The organism is Pseudomonas sp. LFM046, from assembly GCF_000949385.2.
In the GTDB taxonomy this organism is placed as follows: Bacteria; Pseudomonadota; Gammaproteobacteria; order Pseudomonadales; family Pseudomonadaceae; genus Metapseudomonas.
In genome coordinates this window covers 2,394,575-2,419,337 of record NZ_JYKO02000001.1, presented here as the reverse complement: position 1 = coordinate 2,419,337, position 24,763 = coordinate 2,394,575, and the positions used below count along the sequence as shown (strand labels likewise).

General features: G+C 66.7%; 21 protein-coding genes. 10 read left to right on the top strand and 11 right to left on the bottom strand.

Translation table 11 applies throughout. The features are described 5' to 3' along the window. The first annotated feature begins 20 nt into the window (after positions 1 to 20). The 7 genes from TQ98_RS11175 (at position 21) to TQ98_RS11145 (ending at position 7,761) form a co-directional block, all read left to right on the top strand. Complete coding sequence (locus TQ98_RS11175) at positions 21 to 953, top strand: hypothetical protein (protein ID WP_082073239.1); 933 nt, start codon at positions 21 to 23, stop codon at positions 951 to 953. Between the two features lie 215 nt (positions 954 to 1,168). Next, a complete protein-coding gene (locus TQ98_RS11170) occupies positions 1,169 to 2,509 on the top strand; it encodes a UDP-glucose/GDP-mannose dehydrogenase family protein (protein ID WP_044872912.1) in 1,341 nt (446 codons plus the stop codon). Continuing rightward, positions 2,509 to 3,501 (top strand): NAD-dependent epimerase, encoded by a 993-nt coding sequence (locus tag TQ98_RS11165; protein WP_044872911.1) that lies wholly within the window; start codon positions 2,509 to 2,511, stop codon positions 3,499 to 3,501. Before TQ98_RS11170 ends, TQ98_RS11165 begins: the two co-directional genes overlap by 1 nt. A gap of 6 nt (positions 3,502 to 3,507) precedes the next feature. Next, on the top strand, positions 3,508 to 4,278 hold the full coding sequence (locus TQ98_RS11160; RefSeq protein WP_242443087.1) for a VTT domain-containing protein: 771 nt from the start codon (positions 3,508 to 3,510) through the stop codon (positions 4,276 to 4,278). A 140-nt stretch (positions 4,279 to 4,418) separates the two neighbouring features. Then, positions 4,419 to 5,159, top strand: coding sequence for a glycosyltransferase family 2 protein (locus TQ98_RS11155; protein WP_044872910.1), 741 nt, complete (start codon positions 4,419 to 4,421; stop codon positions 5,157 to 5,159). 45 nt (positions 5,160 to 5,204) lie between these two features. Beyond that, the gene (locus TQ98_RS11150) at positions 5,205 to 6,728 is read left to right on the top strand and encodes a glycosyltransferase family 39 protein (protein WP_044872909.1); all 1,524 of its coding nucleotides are present in this window, start codon (positions 5,205 to 5,207) and stop codon (positions 6,726 to 6,728) included. Between the two features lie 73 nt (positions 6,729 to 6,801). Next, positions 6,802 to 7,761: an SdiA-regulated domain-containing protein gene (locus TQ98_RS11145; protein WP_082073238.1), complete on the top strand. Its 960-nt coding sequence runs from the start codon at positions 6,802 to 6,804 to the stop codon at positions 7,759 to 7,761. On the opposite strand, the gene TQ98_RS11140 is transcribed toward TQ98_RS11145, so the two are convergent. Then, positions 7,748 to 8,473: a phosphatase PAP2 family protein gene (locus TQ98_RS11140; protein WP_044872908.1), complete on the bottom strand. Its 726-nt coding sequence runs from the start codon at positions 8,471 to 8,473 to the stop codon at positions 7,748 to 7,750. The two genes, TQ98_RS11145 and TQ98_RS11140, sit on opposite strands and share 14 nt — an antisense overlap. Before the next feature lie 117 nt (positions 8,474 to 8,590). Here TQ98_RS11140 and TQ98_RS11135 point away from each other — a divergent pair, with 117 nt between their 5' ends. Together TQ98_RS11135 and TQ98_RS11130 are read left to right on the top strand one after the other, a co-directional pair. Next, complete coding sequence (locus TQ98_RS11135) at positions 8,591 to 9,274, top strand: response regulator transcription factor (RefSeq protein ID WP_044872907.1); 684 nt, start codon at positions 8,591 to 8,593, stop codon at positions 9,272 to 9,274. Between the two features lie 145 nt (positions 9,275 to 9,419). Further along, the gene (locus tag TQ98_RS11130) at positions 9,420 to 10,604 is read left to right on the top strand and encodes an MFS transporter (RefSeq protein ID WP_044872906.1); all 1,185 of its coding nucleotides are present in this window, start codon (positions 9,420 to 9,422) and stop codon (positions 10,602 to 10,604) included. 6 nt (positions 10,605 to 10,610) lie between these two features. On the opposite strand, the gene TQ98_RS11125 is transcribed toward TQ98_RS11130, so the two are convergent. From TQ98_RS11125 to TQ98_RS11100, 6 genes are all read right to left on the bottom strand, one after another. Then, complete coding sequence (locus tag TQ98_RS11125) at positions 10,611 to 10,841, bottom strand: DUF3820 family protein (RefSeq protein WP_044872905.1); 231 nt, start codon at positions 10,839 to 10,841, stop codon at positions 10,611 to 10,613. 50 nt (positions 10,842 to 10,891) lie between these two features. Next, entirely contained in the window at positions 10,892 to 11,218 is a 327-nt protein-coding gene (locus tag TQ98_RS11120) for a DUF190 domain-containing protein (RefSeq protein ID WP_044872904.1), read from the bottom strand. Between the two features lie 69 nt (positions 11,219 to 11,287). Then, the gene (locus TQ98_RS11115) at positions 11,288 to 12,031 is read right to left on the bottom strand and encodes an SDR family oxidoreductase (protein WP_052659212.1); all 744 of its coding nucleotides are present in this window, start codon (positions 12,029 to 12,031) and stop codon (positions 11,288 to 11,290) included. A 176-nt stretch (positions 12,032 to 12,207) separates the two neighbouring features. Further along, positions 12,208 to 13,404: a CynX/NimT family MFS transporter gene (locus TQ98_RS11110; protein WP_044872902.1), complete on the bottom strand. Its 1,197-nt coding sequence runs from the start codon at positions 13,402 to 13,404 to the stop codon at positions 12,208 to 12,210. Next, on the bottom strand, positions 13,391 to 13,852 hold the full coding sequence (locus TQ98_RS11105) for a nucleoside deaminase (RefSeq protein WP_044872901.1): 462 nt from the start codon (positions 13,850 to 13,852) through the stop codon (positions 13,391 to 13,393). The genes TQ98_RS11110 and TQ98_RS11105 overlap by 14 nt, the downstream gene beginning before the upstream one ends. Positions 13,853 to 13,868: 16 nt before the next feature. Next, positions 13,869 to 14,537 carry an ankyrin repeat domain-containing protein gene (locus tag TQ98_RS11100; RefSeq protein WP_044872900.1) on the bottom strand — a complete coding sequence of 223 codons (669 nt, stop codon included), beginning with the start codon at positions 14,535 to 14,537 and terminating at the stop codon, positions 13,869 to 13,871. 105 nt (positions 14,538 to 14,642) lie between these two features. On the opposite strand from TQ98_RS11100, the gene TQ98_RS11095 reads away from it, so the two are divergent. Beyond that, positions 14,643 to 15,500, top strand: coding sequence for a LysR substrate-binding domain-containing protein (locus TQ98_RS11095; RefSeq protein WP_044872899.1), 858 nt, complete (start codon positions 14,643 to 14,645; stop codon positions 15,498 to 15,500). 140 nt (positions 15,501 to 15,640) lie between these two features. Here TQ98_RS11095 and TQ98_RS11090 read toward each other — a convergent pair whose 3' ends face one another. The 4 genes from TQ98_RS11090 to TQ98_RS11075 all read right to left on the bottom strand — a co-directional run bounded on the left by TQ98_RS11090 (position 15,641) and on the right by TQ98_RS11075 (position 24,732). Next, positions 15,641 to 17,140: an efflux transporter outer membrane subunit gene (locus tag TQ98_RS11090; RefSeq protein WP_044872898.1), complete on the bottom strand. Its 1,500-nt coding sequence runs from the start codon at positions 17,138 to 17,140 to the stop codon at positions 15,641 to 15,643. Next, the gene (locus TQ98_RS11085; RefSeq protein ID WP_044872897.1) at positions 17,137 to 20,244 is read right to left on the bottom strand and encodes a multidrug efflux RND transporter permease subunit; all 3,108 of its coding nucleotides are present in this window, start codon (positions 20,242 to 20,244) and stop codon (positions 17,137 to 17,139) included. The genes TQ98_RS11090 and TQ98_RS11085 overlap by 4 nt, the downstream gene beginning before the upstream one ends. 130 nt (positions 20,245 to 20,374) lie before the next feature. Then, positions 20,375 to 23,467 (bottom strand): MdtB/MuxB family multidrug efflux RND transporter permease subunit, encoded by a 3,093-nt coding sequence (locus tag TQ98_RS11080; RefSeq protein WP_044872896.1) that lies wholly within the window; start codon positions 23,465 to 23,467, stop codon positions 20,375 to 20,377. Beyond that, the gene (locus TQ98_RS11075) at positions 23,464 to 24,732 is read right to left on the bottom strand and encodes an MdtA/MuxA family multidrug efflux RND transporter periplasmic adaptor subunit (protein ID WP_044872895.1); all 1,269 of its coding nucleotides are present in this window, start codon (positions 24,730 to 24,732) and stop codon (positions 23,464 to 23,466) included. Before TQ98_RS11075 ends, TQ98_RS11080 begins: the two co-directional genes overlap by 4 nt. Positions 24,733 to 24,763: the final 31 nt, after the last annotated feature.

The following is a 24,763-nucleotide window of genomic DNA, read 5'->3' as shown; positions in this document are numbered from 1 at the left end:
CCCGGACGCAAACGCCTGCCATGGTCGTTGAAACCACCCCCGTATCCCGACACCGTATCGGCCGGCGGCCGCGCCATAACCTGCTGCCACTGATGCTGCTGCTCGACCGCCGCTCGAGTCGCTGGCTGCTGGCGACCGTCGCGCTGCTCCTGCTGGCAGGCGCCGGTATTCCGGCCTGGCGCCACCTTTACCCGGTCAGCGCCGCCCCAGGCTGGAGCTACCGGGTCAAAATCGATGAGGTGGAAAGGGTCAGCGCGCTGGTTCCGGACGACCAGGGCGGTCTCTACATCAGCCAGGAGATGCAGGACGGCAACGGCCGAATCCTCCGGACAGGCAAAGGCGACAGCCGCAGCGAGGTGCAATCCGGACTCTCCAAGCCCGACGGCATGGTGCGTTATCGGGGCGGCGTAGCCTTCAGCCAGGAACAGGGCGAATACCCGGTGTACTGGATGAACGGCCACGGCACCCGGCAGCTGTTCACCGCCAACAGCGTCGAGGGCCTGGCCACCGATGGGCATTACCTCTATGGAGTCGAGGATCTGCACGGCAACGGCCGGCTACTGCGCTATGACCCCGAGTCCGACAGTGTCACTACCCTGCGCAGTGGCCTGGACCAGCCCGAGGGCGTGGCGTCCTGCCCGGACGGCCGCCTGTTCTACACCGAAAAAGCGCGCGGCCAGGTCCGACTGATGCAGCCGGACGGAAAGGACCCGGTGGTCCTGGACGGATTGCGTGAGCCGGGCTTTCTGCTGTGCAACCGGGACGGCTTGTGGATCACCGAAGACGCCACCCATATGGCTCGCGTCCTCCTGCTGGACGGCGCAGACCACCTGAGCACCGTGCTGTCTCACCTGCGCTCGCCCCAATCCATGGTCGAGGTTGCACCAGGGCGCTACCTGGTGGCCGAACAGGGGCGCAACCGCGTCCTCGAACTGCAACAAGAGCAACGCTGATGGCCCCAAATGCTTTGCTTCCGGCAACTGCATCGCCGGTTTGTGGTAGATACCGGAAAAAAATCAACCATTTGAAATTGTCACAACACAATTTTCACAATTGTATCGTTAGGTTACCTTCACGCCCGGGAGCCGGCCCGGTCGGAGGGGATTTGGGTCGGCAGTCTCGTCGGGACGCCGAGCGTACGATGGAAAGAAAAACAAACAGGCTCTGAATGAAGATCACCATTTTTGGTACCGGTTACGTCGGTCTGGTCCAGGCTGCATGCCTGGCGGAAGTCGGCCACACAGTCTGCTGCGTCGATATCGATGCCAACCGCATCGAACTCCTCAATCAGGGCCACTCGCCCATCTACGAACCCGGTCTTGAGCCCCTGTTGCACAGCAACCTCGCTGCCGGCCGCCTGCGCTTCACCACGGACGCCGCCGAAGGCGTGGCCTTCGCCAGCGTCATCTTCATCGCCGTGGGTACGCCGCCGGATGAGGATGGCAGCGCGGACATGAAGTACGTGTTCGCCGTAGCGGAATCCATCGCCGGGTTTGCCCAAGAGGGCAAGCTGGTGATCAACAAGTCCACCTCCCCCGTAGGCACCGCCCAGCGCATCAAGGCGCGCATGGACGAGGTGCTGGCCGGCCAAGGCCGTGCCCTGGACATGCGGGTGGTGTCCAACCCCGAGTTCCTCAAGGAAGGTTCGGCGGTAGAAGATTGCATGCGCCCCGAGCGCATCATCATCGGCGTGGACGGCGACCAGGACATCGACCTCTTCCGCGAGCTCTACAAGCCCTTCAGCCGCAACCATGAAAAGCTGATCGTCATGGACAGCCGCAGCGCCGAGCTGACCAAGTACGCAGCCAACAGCATGCTGGCGACCAAGATTTCCTTCATCAACGAGATGGCCAACCTGGCCGAACGCCTCGGCGCGGATATCGAGATGGTGCGCAAGGGCATCGGCTCCGACTCGCGCATCGGCTACGACTTCATCTACGCCGGCTGCGGCTACGGCGGTTCCTGTTTCCCCAAGGACATCCAGGCACTGCAACGCACCGCGCTCGAGGTGGGCTATCGCCCGCAGTTGCTGGAAGCGGTGGAAGCGGTCAACCACCGGCAGAAGCACAAGGTCTTCGAGAACATCAGCCGCCACTACAACGGCGACCTCAGCGGCAAGACCTTCGCCCTCTGGGGCCTGGCCTTCAAACCCAATACCGACGACATGCGCGAAGCGCCCAGCCGCGTGCTGCTGGAAGCCCTCTGGGCCGCTGGTGCGCAGGTCCGCGCCTACGACCCCGAAGCCATGCACGAAGCCCGGCGCATCTACGGCGAACGTAGCGACCTGCTGCTGGTCGACTCCAAGGAGGCGGCCCTGGAAGGCGCCGATGCCCTGGTGATCCTCACCGAGTGGCTCAACTTCCGCGTTGCCGACTTCAGCCTGATCCGCGACCAGCTCGCCGACCAGGTCGTCTTCGACGGCCGCAATATCTTCGAGCCGGCGCATCTCGTCCGCGCAGGCCTGGCCTACTACCCCATCGGGCGCAACGCTGTCGGGGTGAAGCTGTAATGAAGATCCTGGTCACCGGCGCCGCCGGTTTCATCGGCTTCCATACGACCCGGCGCCTGTGCGAGGCCGGCCATGAAGTCGTCGGCGTCGACAATCTCAACGACTACTACAGCGTCGAGCTCAAGCTCGCCCGCCTGGAACGGCTGCAGAGCCTTCCCGGCTTCAGCTTCCTCAAGCTGGATATCGCCAACCGCGAGGCCATGGCCACGCTGTTCCGGGAGCACCGCTTCGAGCGCGTCATCCACCTCGCGGCGCAGGCCGGGGTGCGCTACTCCCTGGACAACCCCCACGCTTACGCCGATTCCAACCTGACGGGCTTCGTCAACATCCTGGAAGGCTGCCGCCACGGCGACGTCAAGCATCTGGTGTACGCCTCCAGCAGCTCCGTCTACGGCATGAACAGCAAGGTACCCTTCTCCACCGAAGACGCCGTGGACAGCCCGGTCTCGCTCTATGCCGCCACCAAGCGCGCCAACGAGCTGATGGCCCATACCTACGCGCACCTCTACGGCATTCCCGTCACCGGCCTGCGGTTCTTCACGGTCTACGGCCCCTGGGGACGCCCGGACATGGCGCCGTTCAAGTTCACCAAGGCGATCCTGGAAGGCCAACCCATCGACATCTACAACGGTGGCGACATGTCGCGGGACTTCACCTACGTCGATGACGTGGTGGAAGGCATCGTCCGCATCCAGGACTGCCCGGCACCCTATGCCGACGAATCGGACGAGGTCAGGAACGGCCCGCCGGCCCGCCTGTTCAATATCGGCCTCGGCTCGCCGGTCCGACTCCTCGACTTCGTCGGCTGCATCGAGGCGGCCACAGGCGTCCAGGCCATCAAGCAGATGAAGCCCATGCAACCCGGCGACGTGCCGCAGACCTGGGCCGATGCGAGCGCCCTCGCCCATCGGACCGGGTTCCGTCCCGCCACTCCGCTGGCGGAAGGCGTCGCACATTTCGTCGACTGGTACCGGTCGTTCTACGGAGTGTGATGTGACATGGAAAACCAATCCGGTCAGTTGGCACTCTCCGCTCGCGCGGATGACGCCCAGCCGAAGCAGGCCACATCCATGATGAGTGTGCGCATCATCCTCAAGGGGCTCGGGCTGATCCTCAGCCTGGCCCTGTTGGGCTATCTGTTCGACACCAGCGACCTCGGCAACGCGATCAATGAAGCCTGGATCGATGCCCACATTCGCGGCCACGGCCTCGAAGGCACCCTGCTATTCCTGGCCATGGGCGCTCTGTTCACCGCGGTAGGCCTGCCCCGGCAGATCATCGCCTTCCTCGCCGGCTATGCCTTCGGCCTGCTCCCCGGCACCCTGCTGGGGACCCTCGCGGCGCTGCTGGGCTGCCTCACCACCTTCCTCTACGCCCGGCTGTTCGGCCGCGGCCTGCTGCGCGACCGCCTCGGCAAGCGTGCTGCCCGCTTCGACCAGTTCATCCACGAACATCCGTTCTCGATGACGCTGCTGATCCGTCTCCTGCCGGTGGGCAGCAATGTGCTGACCAACCTGGCCGCCGGCATCTCCAGCACCCGCATGGCGCCGTTCCTGGCCGCCAGCTTCGCAGGTTTCCTGCCGCAGTCCCTGGTCTTCGCCCTCGTGGGCAGCGGCATCAACGTCGCGCCGACGCTGCGAATCGGCCTGGCGGTCGTGCTGTTCCTGGTCTCCGGGATGCTCGGCGCCTACCTGTATCACCGCCATCGCCACGGCCTGAGCATCGATGACAAGGTTGACGCCGCGCTGGGAGAAGCGAATCAATCGTGATGCCCAAACCGCGCCGTGCTGATCGATGGCCAGCAGGTCGGCCGTGCAGCGGATCGGCCTGCACCGAATAACTTTCATGGGCTTCGGACCCTCGATACCGTCCGCTGACCCAAACGAACACATCAAGGAATGGATCCAGAATGTCGAACACGCCCTACCTCTCCGTATTGATCCCGGCCAAGAACGAGGCCGAGAACCTGCCCTCGCTTCTGGAAGAGGTTCGCCAGGCGCTGTCCGGCGAATCCTTCGAGGTGATCGTGGTCGACGACGGCAGCACCGATAACACCGCGTCGCACCTGCTGGCCATGAAGCGCGCCGGCTATCCGCAACTGCGCGTGCTCAGCCATGACCGCTCGCTGGGCCAGAGCACGTCGATCTATCACGCCGCCAAGGCCGCCCGGGGCACCTGGCTGGTCACCCTCGACGGCGACGGCCAGAACGACCCGGCGGACATCCCCGGCATGCTGGCCATCGTCCGCGCGCCGGAAGCGCCGCTGAACCTCAAGCTGATCGCCGGTCACCGGGTGAATCGCCGCGACACCGCCAGCAAGCGCTGGGCCTCGCGCTTCGCCAACCGCCTGCGCGGCTACCTGCTCAAGGACAACACGCCGGACACCGGTTGCGGGCTCAAGATGATCGAGCGCGAAGCCTTCCTCCAGCTCCCCTACTTCGACCACATGCACCGCTTCATCCCCGCGCTGATCCAGCGCCACCAGGGCGGCATGCTGGTACACCCGGTCAACCACCGCCCGCGCGGCGCCGGCATCTCCAAGTACGGCAACCTGGACCGCGCACTGGTGGGCATCCTCGACCTCTTCGGGGTCTGGTGGCTGATCCGCCGCACCCGCTTCAACACCACCCCCCGCGAACTGGAGGGTTGAGCATGGCCGGCAGCACGCTGCTCCTGGACAAGGAGCAATGAGCCCATGCGCTTGATCCGTTCCCAACGCAGCTCCCTGCTGCTCCTGCTGTTGCTGGCCGCAGCCATGATCAGCGCCGGCCTGGGCATGCGCCAGCCGTCCAACGTGGACGAGGAGCGCTTCCTGGGCGTCGCCCTGGAAATGATCCAGAGCGGCGACTGGCTGATCCCCCATCGCGCCGCCGAGATCTACCCGGACAAGCCGCCGCTGTTCATGTGGGCCATCGCCCTGCTGAACCAGCTCGGCGTGTCGCCGACCATCGCCCTGTTCCTGCCGGCCCTGCTGGCCGGGGTGGTCACCACCGCCTGCCTGCACGACCTGGCCTCGCGCCTGTGGAACCGCCGGGTGGGGATGATCGCCGGCCTGCTGTTCCTCGCCACTTACCAGACCTACAGCATCCAGCGCGCCGGACAGATCGACGGGTTCCTCTGCCTCTGGACCGCCATCGGCCTCTACGGCATGGCCCGGCACCTCTTGCTCGGCCCGGCCTGGGGCTGGTTCTACGCCGCCTGCGCAGCCATGGGCTTCGGCATCATCAGCAAGGGCGTGGGCTTCCTCCCGGCGCTGATGCTGATTCCCTACGCCTATGCGGCCCGCAAGGGCTGGAGCGGCGTGGCGCGGATGCCGGGCGAAAGCCGTGCCTGGCTGCTCGGCCTGCTGGTCGCCCTGGCGGCGATCGCCACCTGGCTCGTGCCCCTGGTGGTGAAGGTGGCGCTGTTCGGCGATGAAGCCAGCCGCGCGTACCTCAGCGAGATCCTCCTGAAGCAGACCGCCAAGCGTTACGCCAGCGCCTGGCATCACCGCGAGCCTTTCTGGTTCTTCTTCACCCAGGTGATTCCCAAGTACTGGCTGCCCATGGTCCTCGCCCTGCCGTGGCTGGTTCCCGCCTGGCGCCGCAAGCTGGCCGGCAAGGACGGCCGCTACCTGGTGCTGCTGGGCTGGGTGGTGTTGGTGCTGCTGTTCTTCAGCCTCAGCAGCGGCAAGCGCAAGCTCTACATCTACCCGGCCTTGCCAGGCCTGATCCTGGCGGTCGCACCCCTGGTGCCCTGGCTGCTGCGCCGCTGGTTCGCCCAGCGCCCGCGCGGACGGCAGATCTTCATCGGCCTGGCCGTTCTGTGGTTCTTCGCCTGGTTCGCCCGCGGATTCATCGAGCCCGTCAAGGAAGGGGTCAACGCGCGCCAGGCCCTGATGCAGCAAGTGGCCGATACCAGCGGCGGTGGCGATCTGGTGCTGACCAACTGGCGCGAGGGCCACTGGCTCTTCGCCCGCCAGCCGCTGGTGCACTTTGGCGTGAACGCGTCGCACCAGGCTGAAAAGGCCGCCGAATGGCTGCGCAACAACCCCACCAGCCATGCCCTGATCCGCCCCGCCGACCTCGAGCGTTGTTTCAAGGCCGACAAGGCCAAGCGGGTCGGCGATGGCGACGATGAAGACTGGTACCTGGTGCAGGCCGATGCCGACAACGGCCAGTGCCACGACAGCGAGGCCACCGCGCCTTACCGCTTCACCTGGAACACCCCGCTAGATTGATGTACCGCAGGCCGCCCAGCCCCCGACTTGAGCGGGGGCTGGGGCAGGCCTCGACCTCGGACAGGACACCCCGATGCACAGTGCAGTGGAAAACAACAATATGAACATCAAGCCGGTACGCCGGCTGCGCAACCGCGCCGTCTACGGCGCGGGACTGGCGGCACTGATCCTGGCCGGAGTGGCCTCCGTGAAATTCCATTGGCATGAACGGGCCTGGTTCTACGCCGTGAGCCGCCTCCATGCCGATGAATGGGCAGGTCGCAGCGTCTGGCTGCCGGATTACCAGGTGGAGATCGAGGCGCGCCCCGTCTCCGGCATCGACGACGACCTGTCCGCCATCGACTACGCCTCCGATCGCAAGCGCCTGCTGGCGGTGACCAACGCCGCCCCCATGAAGCTGCTGGAGCTGGACACCGAGGGCACCATCACCGCCCAGTACCCGCTGGTGGGTTTCGAAGACGTGGAAGCCCTGGCCTACATGGGCGACGGCATGGCGGTCATCACCGATGAAGTCCTGCAACAGCTGGTGATCATCAAGCTCCCTGAACAGCCGGGCCAGGCCATCGACAAGAAGGATGCCCAGACGCTCTCCCTCGACATGGCCTCCAGCGCCCATAACAAGGGTTTCGAAGGCGTGGCCTACGACGCTGCCCACGACCGCATCTTCGTCGCCAAGGAACGCGACCCTCGGGAGCTCCTCGCGGTCACCGGGGTCAAGGCGAGCCTGGGCGGAAAGATGCAGATCAAGGTGCAGGACCTCAGCGACTGGATCGATCGCAGCGTCTTCGCCACGGACATTTCCGACCTGCACTTCGACGCCAGGACCGGGCACCTGCTGGTGCTCAGCCATGAGTCGAGGCTGGTGATCGAACTGGGCGAAAACGGCGAAATGGTCAGCTTCCGCACCCTGCTCGGGCACGTCGGCGACCTGAAGGAAAGTGCGGGCCAGGCCGAAGGCCTGACCCTGGACGACGAAGGCAGGCTCTACGTGGTCAGCGAGCCCAATCTGTTCTACCGCTTCACGAAACGCTGACCTCGGCCGCGCCTATGACGGCCGCTTCCACCGGTGCCGGGCGATAGAGCACCAGGCGGTAGCAGACCAGGCAGATCATCCAGTCGAACAGCAGCGTCCAGACGTTGTGGGAGAGGAAATGCGCTCCCTGCATCATCCGGCCAACGGAGAACAGGCTGCCCAGGGCCAGGGCGCCCACGAGCGCGGCCCGAGCCAGGCGCGGACGGCGATCCCGCAGGGCGAAGAACAGGGCCAGCAGGGAGAAACCGGCTGAAGCGTGGCCACCGGGCCAGCAGCGGCCGGGCTTGTCGACGTAGGGGTGATGCCCCAGCAGCGGCGCGTAGGGCTCGACGCCGCCGAACTCCGCCAGGCTCCAGGGGCACTGGACGGCGGTCACCGCCTTCAGCGGCGTGACGATGGCGGTGGAAAGGCCCAGGGCCAGCACCAGATAGCCCAGGGGGCGGCGCAACCGGCGCAGGCGGGTGGGCATCAGGCTGACGACAAAGCCCACCACCGCCAGCACGCCGAGAAAGATCACCGCCTGTTTGGCGCGGTCGTGCAGTACGTCTTCGAGGAAGGCGCTGTGGCGACCGATGAAGCCCCCCTGGGGGTCGTAGAACAGATGTGCCAGGGCGAAGTCCAGCCGGGGCACGTCGAGGAACAGCAGGAGCGCCATGACCGTCAGGGGCAGGACGCTCCAGAGCAGGAAGTTGAAGGGACGCGAGTGGGGCATTGTGGGGGCCTTGTGCGAGTAGGACCGCCGCAGTCTGCCCGCCCCTGCGTGAGCAGTCGGTAAAGGACTTGTGAAAAATCCATAAACGGCGCCACGGCGCTGTACAGGGGGACATCCGTGCGCGTACTGATCATCGAAGACAATCGCGACATCCTCGCCAACGTGCTGGACTACCTCCAGCTCAAGGGCTACGTCGTCGATTGCGCCCAGGACGGCCTCAGCGGCCTGCACCTGGCGACCACCCAGCACTACGACCTGATCGTGCTGGACATCATGCTGCCCGGTATCGACGGCCTGCAGCTGTGCAACCGCCTGCGCCAGGACGCCCGGCGCGACACGCCGATCATCATGCTCACCGCCCGCGACACCCTGGACGACCGCCTGGCCGGACTGAAAGCCGGTGCCGACGACTACCTGGTCAAGCCCTTCGCCTTGTCCGAGCTGGTGGCCCGCATCGAGGCCGTCGTGCGCCGCAGCCAGGGCGGGCGCAAGACCCGCCTGCAAGTGGCCGACCTCTGCTACGACCTGGACACCCTGGAAGCCACCCGATCCGGCCAGCCGCTGAAACTCAACCCCATCGGCCACAAGCTGCTCACCACCCTGATGCGCAAGAGCCCGGCGGTGGTACGCCGCGAAGTGCTGGAAGAAGCCCTCTGGGGCGACAACTGCCCGGACAGCGACAGCCTGCGCAGCCACATCCACCAGCTGCGCCAGGTGCTGGACAAGCCCTTCGACCGGCCGCTGCTGCACACGATCCATGGCGTGGGTTACCGACTGGCGGAGCTGGAAGAGCGGGACTGACGGCGGGCTTCATTGGGTGCGACGGATCCAACCTCGTAGGGTGCGCACGGCACACCCTACCCTGCTAGCCAGGCATTCGAGTCGTCACAGGCGCCTCACCGCCCTCTTGCTAACCTGAGACCAGCCGCCCCGACAGGACAGGGACATGCCCATCTCCGCCACCACCCGCAGCATCCCGCGCACGGTCTGGGCACTGGGCTTCGTCAGCCTGTTCATGGACCTTTCTTCCGAGCTGGTGCACAGCCTGCTGCCGCTGTTTCTGGTGGGCAGCCTGGGCGCGAGCATGCTCGCGGTGGGCCTGATCGAAGGCCTGGCGGAGGCCACGGCGCTGATCGTAAAAGTCTTCTCGGGGGCCATCAGCGACTACCTGGGCAAGCGCAAGGGGCTGCTGCTGTTCGGCTATGGCCTGGCGGCCCTGACCAAGCCGCTCTTCCCCCTTGCCGCCTCCGCCGACCAGGTACTGGTGGCCCGACTGCTGGACCGCGTCGGCAAGGGCATTCGCGGTGCACCACGGGATGCCCTGGTGGCGGATGTCGCCCCGCCGGAAATTCGTGGTGCCTGCTTCGGCCTGCGCCAGGCCATGGACACCGTCGGAGCCTTCCTCGGGCCACTGCTGGCGATCCTGCTGATGACCCTGCTGGCGGGCGATATCGGTCTGGTGCTCTGGTTCGCCGTGCTTCCGGCGCTGGTCTCCGTGGGGCTGATCGTGGTCGGCGTACAGGAACCCTCCGTCGGCCACGGCACCCACCGCATGCGCTCGCCCATCCGGCTCTCGGTCTGGCGCCGCTTCCCGCCGGCCTACGGGTGGGTGGTGGGCCTGGGCGCCCTGTTCAGCCTCGCCCGCTTCAGCGAGGCCTTCCTGGTGCTGCGGGCGCAGGACGCGGGTTTCTCCGCTACCTGGGTGCCCCTGGTGATGGTGGTGATGGCGGGCTTCTACATGCTGTCCGCCTACCCCGCCGGCCACTGGTCCGATCGCCTCAGCCGCACCCGGCTGCTGGCCTTCTCCCTGGTCCTGCTGATCGTCGCGGACCTCCTGCTGGCTCGGGCCGATTCGCCCGCCCTGCTGCTGGCCGGCGTGGCCTTCTGGGGCCTGCACATGGGGTTCAGCCAGGGCATCCTCGCCGCGCTGGTGGCGCAAACCACACCACCCGATCTCAAGGGCACCGCGTTCGGCCTGTTCAACCTCGCAAGCGGCGTCGCCCTGCTGCTGGCCAGCGTGCTGGCCGGGTGGCTCTGGCAGAGCCTGGGCGCGGCGAGCACCTTCCTCGCTGGTGCGGGCTTCTGTGTGGCAACGCTGGTGTTGCTGGTACTGCGGAGGCGCGCCGGGTAGTCGGGCTCAGCCGCGAACCGGCCCCCTACCCTTGCGCAGCGGCTCCAGCAGCGGCTTCAGCCCGTTGTGGTCGATCTCCTGCATCAGCATCAGCAGCCGGCCGATCTCCCCCTTGGGAAAGCCCTCGCGGGCGAACCAGTTGAGGTAGTGCCCGGGCAGGTCGGCGATCAGGCGGCCCTTGTACTTGCCATAGGGCATTTCTCGGGTGACCAGGAGCAGCAGGTCTTCGGGGTTCATCAGGAAGCCTTGTCAGGAGATGAAGGCGGCGATTGTCGCAGAGCCGCCGCTCAGGCATCCACCGGTGCCCCCAACACGCCGAACTCGGCTGCCACCTTCACGTAGAACAGGGTCAAGCCCGCCAGCTCCAGACGCTGCAGCAGGGCGTCGCATTCGGCTTCGGTCAGGGCCATGACGATCAGCATCGGCTGGTCGGCCATCTCGAAGAAGTGGTGGGAATGGAATTGCCGGGTGTGGCCGAAGCCCTCGATGCCGGACACCAGGGTGGCACCGCGCAAGCCCATCTCCATGGCGAGGCTGACGATCCAGTCAGCCAGCATCTTGCCCTCATGCCGGCGGTTCTGCTGGGTGTAGAGGGTGAGCTGGTAGCCGTTCATGATTGACCTCCTTCCTGGAGCCTGACCACGATCGAGCCAGCGACGCGCAGCCGGTCGTGGCGCAGACTCTCAGACGATCCCGCCATTGACCCGCAAGGTCTGACCATTCACCCAGGCGCCTTCCGGCCCGACCAGGAAGGCCACCAGGTTGGCGATGTCCTCGGGGTTGCCCAGCCGCTCCAGCGGAGCCTGCTTGACCAGGCGCTCCACGATCTCCTGCGGCTTGCCTTCCAGGAACAGATTGGACGCCGTGGGGCCCGGCGCAACGCAGTTGACCGAGATATTCCGCCCGCGCAGCTCGCGGGCGAAGATTGCGCTCATGGTTTCCACCGCCGCCTTGGACGCCGCGTAGATGGCGTAGCCCGGCAGGCTCAGCCCCACGACGCTGCTGGACAGGTTGACGATGCGCCCGCCACTGCGCAGACGCGTGGCAGCGAGTTTCAGGGTATTGAAGGTGCCCCGGGTGTTGATGGCAAAGAGCCGGTCGTAGAGCGCCATCTCGGTATCGGCGAGGGGGACCAGTCCGGGCTGGATCACCCCGGCGTTGTTGACCAGGATGTCGACGCCTCCGAACTCCATTTCCGTCTGGTCGAAGAGGACGGTGACCGCCACCGGGTCGCTGACATCGGCCAGCACCGGATAGGCCCGCCCTCCGGCCCGCCTGATGTCGTCCACCACCTGTTCTGCAGCCTCCGGTCGCGAGGCGTAATTGACCACTACCTGGATACCTTCCGCAGCAAGGCGCCGCGCGATGGCAGCGCCGATGCCACGGGACGCCCCGGTGACAATCGCGGTTCTGGCAGCTTGTGGCATGCGGATCTCCCCTACAGGCCCTCCAAGCCACGGCTAGTGCCGATTTCAGGGCCTTTTCAGTGGTATAGCCGCAGTTATCGTGTTGTGCGGGACCGGTTATCAGGGGGTAGCGACGCTCCGTACCCTGCCGGGGCGAATCCATTCGCCATGGGCAGCACAGCGACCCCGGGAGTGACCTACGCCGGTTCTGCCAAAGGTGCCTGGCCGACCATCGGCCGATAACTGGCCGGGCTGAACAGCCGGGTGACGCCGAGCATCAGCACCACACCCACCACCAGCACCAGCCAGGCCGCGGTGAAGCCTCCCGTCAGCTCCCGCAGCCAGCCGCTGAGCCAGGGCGACACCGCGTTGATCAGGAATCCCACGCCCTGGACGAACGCAGCCAGTTGGCCGGCCTCGCGGGGGTCGCGGCGGTGGTCGAGGGTAAGAATCAGACTGAGGGCGAAGCAGGCGCCCAGACCGAAGCCGATCAGGGCGATCCACAGGGCGAACAGCTCCAGCGGCGCCCAGATCAGCCCGGCAAAACCCACCGCCTGGGCAATCAAACTGACCGAGAGCAGCGGTCGGCGGTCGGTACCACGCTGGGCCAGGGCCGGCATGGTCAGGGCCGCCAGCACCTGGAAGAGGGTCATGAACGCCAGCAGCGAGCCGCTGCGGGTCGGGCTCCAACCCAGCTGCTGATAGTAGGCCGGCAGCCAGGCCACCATGCTCATGTAGCCGCAGTTCACCAGGCCGAAATAGAGGGCCAGCAACCAGGCACGGCGGTTACGTATGAAGCTCACGGATCGCCCTGCGGCGACGGGCGCAGAACTCGGCAGGGGCCGCGCCAGCCAGAGCACCAGGGCCAGCGACGCGGGCACCAGCCAGAGCCCAAGGCCCGCCTGCCAATGCTCGAAGTGATGGGCCAGCAGCGGGCTGGTCAGTGCCGCCATGCCCCCGCCCCCCATCAGGGAGGCCGAATAGACGCCCATGGCCAGGGCCACCCGTCCCTCGAAGCGACGCTTGATGACGGCCGGCAGCAGCGCCTGGATCAACGCCACCCCGGCGCCCCCCAGCAAGGCCGTGGCCAATAGCGGGCCGGCTTGGCCGCACAGCAGGCGCGCCAGGCAGGCGCCGGCGATCAGTGCGAGCCCGAAGCCGATGCCCCGCCGCTCGCCCAGGCCACCCAGTCGATTGCTCAGCAGCGCCACCAGGCCCATGCAGATCACCGGCAGCGTGGTGAGCAGCGAGGCGGTCTGGAAGCCCATTCCCGTGGCGTTGCGGATATCCGCCAGCAACGGGCTGACCGAGGCGAGGATGGGCCGCAGGTTCAGCCCCAGGACCACCAGCAACGCCCAGCCGGCCAGGTTTTCGAAGCGATCAGCGCGTGGCATGCAAGGCCTTCCAGCGGGCGTAGATCTCGGCCATGGCCGGCTGCGGCAGGTGCTGGATATCCAGTTTCTGCGCGTCCAGGGGCAGCGCCATCTGCTGATAGACGGCAGCGGTGGACAGGCCAAAGGGTTCGCCCACGGCATTGGCCGCGGCAAACACCACGCGGCTCACGCCGCACAAGTGCATGGCCGCCAGGCACATGGGGCACGGTTGCCCGCTGGCATAGATCACGCAGCCGTCCAGGCGCGGACCGAGTTGCCGGCTGGCGGCGCGGATGGCCTGGAGTTCGGCGTGGCAGGTCGGGTCCTGGGTCAGGTGTATCTCGTTCACCGCGCGGGCCAGTACCTGGCCGTCGCGCACCAGCAAGGCGCCGAAAGGACGGCCGCCCTGCTCGACATTCTGTCGCGCCAGTTCCACGGCCTGTTCGAGATAGTTGCGATCTTCAGACATGGGGTTGCTCCATCATTCAGCGGGCGCCGGCCGCGCGCAGCTTGGCGGCGATGGCCTGCTGGCCGCGCTGTTCGGCGTGTTGCAAGGGGGTGATGCCATCGTTGTCCGGCAGGTCGAGGTCCGCGTCGGCGGCGATCAGCATCTCGACGATGCGCTGGTGAGCGGGGCCGCCGTCACCCAGCAGCACGGCTTCCAGCAGGCAGGTCCAACCCAGCTTGTTGACGTGATCGAGGTCGACACCAGCGGCGATCAAGGTCCGCACCGTCTCCACATGCCCGCGCTCGCAGGCCGGGATCAGGGCCGTGCCGCCAAAGCGGTTGGTGCTGCGCAGGTCGGCGCCGTGGGCCAGGGTCATCTCGAGAATTTGCTGGTGACCGCTGGCACCGGCCAGCAGGTAGGCGCTGTCCTGCATGCGGTTCTGCAGGTTGACGTCGGCACCGGCGTCCATCAGCCGGCGAGCCACGTCCACCCGATTGGCGGCGGTGGCCAGCAGCAGCGGCGTATTGCCAGCGTCATCGCGCACATCCACCGACACGCCCTGTTCCAGCAACGCGCTGACCGTGGCGAGGTCGCCTTCGCCGGCCGCCTGCAGGAGACGCTGGGCCGGGGTATCGCCCGCGGTTGCCTGGCCAGCCAGAAAGAGCCCGGTGGCCAGGAACAGGCTGGTGATGATTCCGCTACTCATGGGCTGCCTCCGCACGGGGGTCGAATGGGCGAAATTATGTCTGGCTGGTCAAGTATTCTGAAATTAAATATAACCATGCTTACCAGTGGACACAGGCATACAACCATGTTCGATCCCCTCCTCCTGCGCAGCTTCGTGGCGGTGGCCGATTGCGGCAATTTCACCCGCGCCGCCGAACGGCTGCACCTCACCCAGTCCACCGTCAGCCAGCAGTTGCGCCGGCTGGAGGAAAGCCTCGACTGCCGCCTGCTGGACCGCAGCCAGCGCCAGGTGGTGGCCACGCCCGAAGGCGAACAATTGCTGGGCTACGCGCGGCGCATCCTCGCCCTGCAGGAGGAAGCCACAGAGATGCTGCGCCACCAGCCCGGCGGCGGCGTGCTGCGCCTGGGCGTCCCCGAAGACTTCGCCGCCGAACGGCTGATGCCGGTGCTGGCGGAATTTTCCGCCGCCCATCCCGGGGTGCGCCTGGAGGTGACCAGCGGTCTCAGCCCGGAGCTGCTGCGGCTGTACCAGGGCGGCGAATTCGACCTGCTGCTGGTCAAGCGCATGGGGGATGGCGGCGACAGCCTGGCCTCCTGGCCGGAACCCCTCGGCTGGGTGGACAGCGCAAGTCGACCCACCTATGGCCGCGAACCCTTGCCGCTGGTGGTGTTCCCCGCCGGAGGCCTGTACCGCAGCGAAATGCTCCACGGCCTCGATGTGCAAGGCCGGCGCTGGCGCATCGCGTACTCCAGCGCCAGCCTGGCCAGCGTACGCGCGGCAGTGGCGGCGGGCCTGGGGGTCAGCCTGCTGCCGCTACGGGTGCTGGGGCCGGAGCATCGGTTGCTTGGCGAGGCAGAGGACCTGCCGGAGATCCAGGGGCTGCGCCTGGCATTGTATGGGCGGGCGGGGTTGGGGCGGGCGGGAGAGGAATTGGTGGAGCGGTTGAAGGTGCTGTGCGAGGTGCCAGTAATGACCGGGTAGCTCTGTGATTCCCTGCCAACCCTGGCCTCCCTCACCCAGGGGGAGCAGTAACGTAGGATGGGTGGAGCTTGCGATACCCATCAATCGGTGCTGTTGGGTATCGCTTCGCTCCACCGCATCCTACGGCAGACCAAACCGGCCTAAGGCGTCTCGTCCGAATCCGAATCCACCGCCTCAAGCTGCCCCTGCTCCCAGCCCCCGCCCAGCGCGGCGATCAGTTGGACACTGGTGGTCAGGCGGCTGCCCGTCAGGGTCAGGACGGTGCGTTCGTTGTTCAGCGCCGTGGCCTGGTTGGTGACCACGCTGTTGTAGTCCACGGTGCCGGCCTTGTACTGGTTGGTGATCAGGCGCAGGGCATCGCGGGCGGCGTCCAGCGCTTCCTGCTGCACCCCGCTCTCTTCTTCCAGCACGTCCAGCTGCACCATGTAGTCCTCCGCCTCGCGGAAGCTGTCCAGCACGGTCTGGCGGTAGACGGCCACGGTCTGGTCGTAGCTGGCTTCGGCCTGAGCTACCTGGGAGCGGATCAGGCCGCCGTCGAACAGGGTCATGGCGAATTCCGGACCAATGGACCAGAAGCGGTTCGGCGTGGTGATCCAGTCGTGCAGGCTGCCAGTGCGATACCCCCCGGCAGCGCTCAGGCTCAGGCTGGGGAAGTAGGCGGACTTGGCGACGCCGATTTGGGCGTTGGCGGCCATGACGTTGCGCTCGGCGGAGGCCACGTCGGGGCGACGCTCCAGCAATTGCGACGGCAGCAGCGCCGGCACGTCGGGCAGCGCCGGCACGCTGTCCACTTCGGCGAGGCTGAAGTCCGCCGGCGGCACGCCCACCAGCACGGCAATCGCGTTCTCCAGCTGCGCACGCTGGAACTTGAGGTCGATGGCCTGGGCCTGGGTGCTCTTCAGCTGGGTGGTGGCCTGGGCCACGTCGGCGCGGGTGACGATGCCGGCCTTGTACTGGTTCTCGGTCAGGGTCAACGAGCGCTGGTAGGCGGCAACGGTGGCCTCCAGCAGGCGTTTCTGGGCGTCCAGCACCCGCAGTTGCAGGTAGTTCTGCGCCAGCTCCGATTGCAGGCTGAGGCGTGCGGCAGCGAGGTCGGCGGCGCTGGCCTCCATGCTCGCGGTGTCGGACTCCAGCTGGCGACGCAGCTTGCCCCAGAGGTCGATTTCCCAGTTCACCCCGAGGCTGGCGTCGTAGCTCTTGGACACACCACCGCCGCCGGAGCTGGTGACCGTGGAACCGTCGGAAAGGCGTACGGTGCTGTCGCCACCGCCCTGCCCCGAGCGAGTCTTGCTGACATTGCCGGTGACCGAGGGGAAGAACGAGGAACGGGCGCCACGGGCCAGAGCCTGGGCCTGGCGGTACTGGGCGACGGACTGGGCCAGGGTCTGGTTGGAGATTTCCAGGCGCTGCTGCAGGTCGTTGAGGGTCGCATCGCCGTACAGCTCCCACCAGCGACCACGGTGTTCGAGGTCCGCCGGGCTCGCCAGGGTCCAGCCTTCGGCGTGCTTGAACTGCATCGGCACCGCTTGCTCGGGGCGCTTGTAATCCGGGCCGATGGCGCAGCCGCCGAGCAGCAGGCCCGCCAGGGCCAGGGCCACGGCGCGACGCAGGGGGTTCAGGGAAGGAACAGCGGTGTTCATAGCGGTGTTTCCAGAGCAGCGTCAGTGCGCACACCGCGCCAGCGGTTGAAGCGATGGCGCAGGCGGTCGAGGTAGAGGTAGACCACGGGGGTGGTGTAGAGGGTCAGCAACTGGCTCAGCACCAGACCGCCGATGATGGCCACGCCCAGGGGTTGGCGCATTTCCGCCCCCTCGGCGCCGCCGATCAGCAGCGGTACGGCGCCGAGGATGGCGGCGATGGTGGTCATCAGGATCGGCCGCAGGCGCAACAGGCAGGCCTGGCGGATGGACTCGTCCGGGGACAGGCCGTCGTGGCGCTCCAGTTGCAGGGCCAGGTCAATCATCATGATGGCGTTCTTCTTCACCACGCCGATCAGCAGGAACAGGCCCAGCAGCGAGATCAGGCTGAACTCCCCGCCGGTGAGCAGGATCGCCAGCAGCGCGCCGACGCCCGCCGAAGGCAGCGTGGAGAGAATGGTCAGCGGGTGGATGTAGCTCTCGTAGAGGATGCCCAGCACCAGGTACACCAGCACCAGCGCGGCGAGGATCATCCACGGCTGGTTCTGCTGGGTGGCCTGGAAGGCATCCGCGCTGCCGCCCATGCGGGCGATCACCGAACTGGGCAGGCCGATGGCGGCCACCGCTTTCTCGACGGCCACGGTGGCCTTGTCGAGGCTGACGCCAGGGGCCAGGTCGAAGGCGATGCTTTCCGAGGCGAACTGGCCCTCGTGGTTGACCCGGTCCTCCTCCAGGCTGCGTTCGTAGCGGGCGAAGCTGGACAGCGGCACGCGCAGGCCATCGGCAGTGACCAGTTGGACCTGCTTGAGGGTTTCCGGGTCCCGGGCGTATTTCGGGTTGACCTCCATCACCACCTGATACTGGTTCAGGGTGTCGTAGATGGTGGAGATCTGCCGCTGGCTGTAGGCGTTGTTCAGCGCCGAGCTGACCATCGCCATGTCTACCCCGAGGCGCTTGGCGGCGTCGCGGTCCACGTGCAGGGTGATCTGCTGGGCGCCCTCGCCTTCGTTGGCGTCAATGGCGGTGAGTTCCGGCAGGGACTTGAGCGCGGCGGTGACCTTCGGCAGCCAGGTGCGCAGGTCGGACAGCTCGCCCGTCTGCAGCACGTATTCGTACTGTGAACTGCGCTGTTCACGGCCCCCACCGAATTGCAGGTCCTGGTCGGCCATCAGCATCAGCCGGCCGCCGGGCACCTTGGGCAGATTGGCACGCAGCCGTTCGATGACCTTCTGCGCCGAGTCCTTGCGCTCCTTGATCGGCTTCAGGCGCACGATCATGAACGCGTTGTTGATGCCGCCACTGCCACCGATGAAGCCGGCCACGCTTTCCACCGCCGGGTCCTTGAGCACCGCGCGGCGGAAGGTTTCCATCTTCGGCTGCATCACGCTGAAGGACAGGCCGTCATCGCCACGGATGAAGCCGATCAACTGGCCGGTGTCCTGCTGCGGCAGGAAGGTCTTGGGCACCAGCACATAGAGGGCAACGTTGCAGGCGATGGTCAGCAGCAGGCTGGCCAGGGTCAGGCGCGGATGGCGCAGGGCGACGCCCAGGGTGCGGTCATAGAGGGCCACCATGCGGTGATGCAGCGCCTCGCTCCAGCGTTGCAGGCGGCTGTCCTTGTTCGGCACGTGGGGCTTGAGCCAGCGGGCGCAGAGCATGGGCGTCAGGGTCAGGGAGACCAGCAGCGAGACCAGGATGGCCACCGCCAGGGTCAGGGAGAACTCGCGGAACAGCCGGTCGATGATGCCGCCCATGAAGAGGATGGAGACGAACACCGCCACCAGCGAGAGGTTCATCGACAGGAGGGTGAAGCCCACTTCACGGGTGCCCTGCAACGCCGCCTTGAAGGGCGCCATGCCGTCATTGATGTGCCGCGAGATGTTCTCCAGCACCACGATGGCATCGTCCACCACCAGGCCGGCGGCGAGGATCAGCGCCATCAGCGACAGCACGTTGAGCGAGAAGCCCATCAGGTACATCGCGGCGAAGGTGCCCACCAGGGAGACCGGCACCGCCAGCGCCGGAATCAGCGAGGCGCGCAGGTTGCCGAGGAACAGGTAGACCACCAGGATCACCAGGCCCACGGCGATCAGCAGGGTGCGTTCGGCCTCGTGCAGGGTGGCGCGGATCACCGGCGAGCGGTCCATGGCCAGGTCCAGCTTGACGGTGGCCGGCAGCACCGCCTGCAAGGCCGGCAACTGCTGCTTGATGCTTTCGATGGTCTCGATGATGTTGGCGCCGGCCTGGCGGTTGATCACCAGCAGCACCGCCGCATCGTCGTTGAAGAAGCCGCTGTTGTAGCGGTCTTCCACCGCGTCGCGGACCTTGGCCACATCGCCCAGGCGCAGGGCCGCGCCGTCCTGGTAGCGGAGGATCAGCGGCGCATAGTCGGCGGCCTTCTCCAACTGGTCATTGGCACCCACCTGCCAATGGCGGCTGTCGTCTTCCACGGCACCCTTGGGCCGACGCTGGTTGGCCGCGGCGATGGCGCTGCGCACGTCGTCCAGGGCGATGCCGTACTGGGTCAGCAGTTGCGGCTCCAGTTCCACCCGCACGGCCGGCAGGGAGCTGCCGCCGATCTGCACCTCACCCACGCCCTTAACCTGGGACAGGCTCTGGGCCAGGATGGTGGACGCCATGTCGTAGAGCTGGCCTTTTTCCAGCACGTCGGAGGTCAGCGACAGCACCATGATCGGCGCCTGGGACGGGTTGACCTTCTTGTAGGTGGGCATGCTGCGCATGCCGCTGGGCAGCAGGTTGCGCGAGGCGTTGATGGCCGCCTGCACGTCGCGGGCGGCGCCGTTGATGTCCCGGTCCAGGTCGAACTGCACGATGATCCGCGTCGAGCCCTGGCTGGTGCGGCTGGTCATCTGGCTGATGCCGGCGATGGTGCCGAGGGACCGCTCCAACGGCGTGGTGACGCTGGACGCCATGATCTCCGGGCTCGCACCGGGCAGGCTGGCCTGCACGGTGATCACCGGGAAATCCATCTGCGGCAGCGGCGACACCGGCAGCAGGCCGAAGCTGACGCTGCCCAGCAGCAGGATCGCCAGGCTCAGCAGCATGGTGGCGACCGGGCGGTGGATGAAGGGGGCGGAGAGGTTCATTTCCATTCTCCCTCTGGGAGAAGGTGGCCCGAAGGGTCGGATGAGGGATGGTGGGCGTTGCTGGACTCCGAGCGGGGCATAGCACCCCTCTCCCCAGCCCTCTCCCAAGGGGAGAGGGAGCAAAAGCGACTCATACCGCTACCCCCGCCGCACTGCGGCCGGTGAAGCGGCGGGCCAGGCGATCGAAGGCCAGGTAGATCACCGGCGTGGTGAACAGGGTCAGGATCTGCGACAGCAGCAGACCGCCGACCATCACCAGACCCAGCGGCTGACGCAATTCGGCGCCGGAACCGGTGGCGAGCATCAGCGGGATGGCGCCGAACAGGGCCGCCAGGGTGGTCATCAGGATCGGCCGGAAGCGCAGCAGCGCCGCCTGGTAGATCGCCGCCTCAGGGCTCATGCCCTGGTGCCGCTCCGCCTCCAGGGCGAAGTCGATCATCATGATGGCGTTCTTCTTCACGATGCCGATGAGCAGGATGATGCCGATGATGGCGATCAGGCCCAGGTCATTGCCGGTCAGCAGCAGCGCCAGCAAGGCGCCGACGCCTGCCGAGGGCAGCGTGGAAAGGATGGTCACCGGGTGGATGTAGCTCTCGTAGAGCACGCCCAGCACGATGTACATGGTCACCACCGCGGCGAGGATCAGCAGCAGCGTGCTGGACAGCGAGGCCTGGAAGGCCGCCGCCGCGCCCTGGAAGCGGGTCTGGATGCCTTCGGGCATGCCGATGTCCTGCTGCACCCGCTCGATCACCGCCACCGCCTCGCCCAGGGCCACGCCCGGTGCCAGGTTGAAGGACAGGGTCACGGCGGGGAACTGGCCGATGTGGTTGATGGCCAGTTGCGTCTGGCGCTCCTCCACACGGGCCAGCGTGGACAGCGGAACCTGCCCGCCGTCGCGGTTGGCGACGTGAATCTGCTGCAACGCCTGCGGACCGATCACTTCGCCGGCGGCGGACTCCAGCACCACGCGGTACTGGCTGGCCTGGGTGAAGATGGTGGAAATCTGCCGCTGGCCGAAGGCGTCGTAGAGCGCGTCGGTGATGGCGGAGATTTCCACGCCCAGGCGTCCGGCCATGTCGCGGTCGATGTTCAGGTAGACCTGCAGGCCCTTGTCCTGCAGGTCGCTGGCCACATCGGCGAGCTCCGGCTGTTGGCGCAGGGCGTCCACCAGCTTGCCGGTCCACGCGTTGAGCAGGTCGGCGTCGGGGGACTCCAGGCTGAACTGGAACTGGGTACGGCTGACCCGGTCTTCGATGGTCAGGTCCTGCACCGGCTGCAGGTACAGGCGAATGTCGCTCTGCTGATCCAGCTCCGGTTGCAGGCGCTGGATTACCTCGGTCGCGGTCACATCACGCTCGCCGTGGGGCTTGAGGTTGATCAGCATGCGGCCGCTGTTGAGGGTGACGTTGTCGCCGTCGACGCCAATGTAGGACGTCAGGCTGGCCACGGCCGGGTCCTTGAGGATGAGCGCGGCGACCTTCTGCTGGCGCTCGCTCATGGAACGGAACGACACCGACTGCGGCGCCTCGGTGATGCCCTGAATGACGCCGGTGTCCTGCACCGGGAAGAAGCCCTTGGGCACGGCGAGGTAGAGCACCACCGTGAGCGCCAGGGTGCCCAGGGCCACCAGCAGGGTCAGGCCCTGGTGCTTGAGCACCCAGGTCAGGCCACGGCCGTAGCGGGCGATCATGCCGTCGATGAAGTCACCGCTGGCCTTGTAGAAACCACCCTCCTCTTCGTTGGCTTCGCGCTTGAGCAGCCGCGCGCACATCATCGGCGTCAGGGTCAGGGAAACCACCAGCGAGATCAGGATCGCCACCGCCAGGGTGATGGCGAATTCGCGGAACAGCCGGCCCACGACATCCGCCATGAACAACAAGGGGATCAGCACGGCGATCAGCGAGAAGGTCAGGGAAATCAGGGTGAAGCCGATCTGCCGGGCGCCCTTGAGCGCGGCGTTGAGCGGCGTCTCGCCCTCCTCCAGGTGACGGGCGATGTTCTCCAGCATGACGATGGCGTCGTCCACCACGAAGCCGGTGGCGATGGTGAGCGCCATCAGGGTCAGGTTGTTGATGGAGAAACCGGCCAGGTACATCACCGCGAAGGTACCCACCAGGGACAGCGGCACGGCAATGGACGGGATGATGGTGGCACTCAGGCGACGCAGGAACAGGAAGGTCACCATCACCACCAGGGCGATGGCGAGGAACAGCTCGTGGCGCACGTCGGTGATGGCGGCGCGGATGGTCTGGGTGCGGTCGGTGAGCACCACCACGTCCAGGCCCGCCGGCAGATTGGCGGTGATGGTGGGCAGCAGCGCCTGGATACGGTCCACCACTTCGATCACGTTGGCGCCGGGCTGGCGCTGGATGTTCAGCAGCACCGATTCGTTCTGGTTCGCCCAGGCGGCAAGGCGTTCGTTCTCGGCGCCGTCGACGATTTCCGCCACATCCTTCAGACGCAGGGCCGCGCCATTGTTGTAGGCGAGGATGAGGTTGGCGTACTCCTCGGCGGACTTCAGCTGGTCATTGGCGTCCAGCATGGAGACGCGGGTCGGGCCATCGAAGTTGCCCTTGGGCTGGTTGACATTGGAAGCGCCCACCAGGCTGCGCACGTCGGACAGGTTCAGGCCGTTGGCGGCCAGGGCCTCGGGGTTGACGCGAATGCGCACGGCCTGGCGCTGACCGCCGGCGATGCTGACCATGCCGACGCCGTTGATCTGCGCCAGCTTCTGCGCCATGCGGGTGTCCACCAGGTCATGCAGCTTGGGCAGCGGCATGGTTTTCGAGCTGATGGCCAGGGTCAGCACCGGCGTGTCGGCCGGGTTGACCTTGTTGTAGACCGGCGGCGCCGGCAGGTCGTTGGGCAGCAGGTTGGTGGCCGCGTTGATGGCCGCCTGCACCTCCTGCTCGGCCACGTCCAGCTTCACTTCCAGGCTGAATCGCAGGGTGATGACCGAGGCCCCGCCAGAGCTGGTGGACGACATCTGGGTCAGCCCCGGCATCTGCCCGAACTGGCGTTCGAGCGGCGCGGTGACGGCGCTGGTCATCACATCCGGGCTCGCGCCCGGGTACAGGGTGAGAACGCGGATGGTCGGGTAGTCCACTTCCGGCAGCGCGGAAACCGGCAGCAGGCGGTAGGCGATCAGGCCGGCGAGGAGAATCGCCAGCATGCTCAGGGTGGTGGCGACCGGTCGCAGGATGAACAGGCGTGAGAGGTTCATACGCCGCCTTTCGCGTCCTGGCCTTCAGGCTTGGCGCCCTGCAGCTGCTCGGCGGGCTGGGCGGGAACCTGGTCGGCGTCGTGGACCACTTCCACTTCGCTGCCATCGCGCAGGCGGTCGGTGCCTTCCAGCACCACGCGCTCGCCCGGCTGCAGGCCGCTTCTGACTACCGTGCGCTCGCCGTCGTCCGGGCCGGTTTCCAGCATGCGCACCTTGACCTTCTTCTCGCCATCCATCACGTAGGCGAAGGAGCCCTGACTGCCGAACTGCACTGCGGCCGACGGGATGAGCACGGCCTGGGGCAGCATTTCGGCGCGCAGGCGGATGTTCACGAACTGGTTGGGGAACAGGGTTTCGTCGTCGTTGGCGAAACGGGCCTTCAGCTTGAGGGTGCCGGTGGTGGTGTCGATCTGGTTGTCCAGGCTCTGCAGCACGCCTTCGGCCTGCTTGGCCTTGTCGTTGCGATCCCAGGCCTCCACCACCAGCGGCTGGCCGGAGCGGAAGCGGCTGACCACCGTCGGCAACTGGCCTTCGGGCAGGGTGAAGGCAACGCTGATGGGCTTGGTCTGGGTGATGACCACCAGCGGCGTGGCGTCCCCGCTGGTCACCAGGTTGCCCAGGTCCACCTGACGCAGGCCGAGGCGGCCGGAGATGGGCGCGCGCACCTGGGTGAAGCCGAGGTTCAGGCTGGCCTCGGCGACGGCTGCCTCATTGGTCTTGACGGTGCCGCGGTACTGGGCCACCAGGGCTTCCTGGGTGTCCAGGGTCTGCTTGGCGATGCTGTCTTCGGCATAGAGGCCACGGTAGCGGGCCAGGTCGATCTCGGCGTTCTTCAACTGCGCGCGGTTCTGCGCCAGGGTGCCTTCGGCCTGTTGCAGGGCCACCTGATAGGGGCGCGGGTCGATCACCGCCAGCAGGTCGCCGGCCTTCACTTGCTGGCCTTCCTCGAACTGCAGCTTGACCAGCTCGCCATCCACCCGGCCGCGCACGTTGACGGTGTTCAACGCGGTCACGGTGCCGAGGGCCTTGAGATAGACCGGGAAATCCCCCTGGGTGATGGTCGCCACGCGCACCGGGACCGGTCCGGAAAACGCGCCGAACCCCGGACGGCCTGGCCCTCCCCGGCCACCCTGGTGATTGGGCTTGGCCACCGTCTCCGGCCAGAGCCACCAGATCAGGGCAAGAAGCGCCAGCAGTGCGACCGCGATGGTCAGCCAATGGCGGAGGGAGCGGGACTTCGGGGATTTTTCAGTGATCAGGGACATGATTCAGGTCGAGCTGTACGGAAGCGTGAAC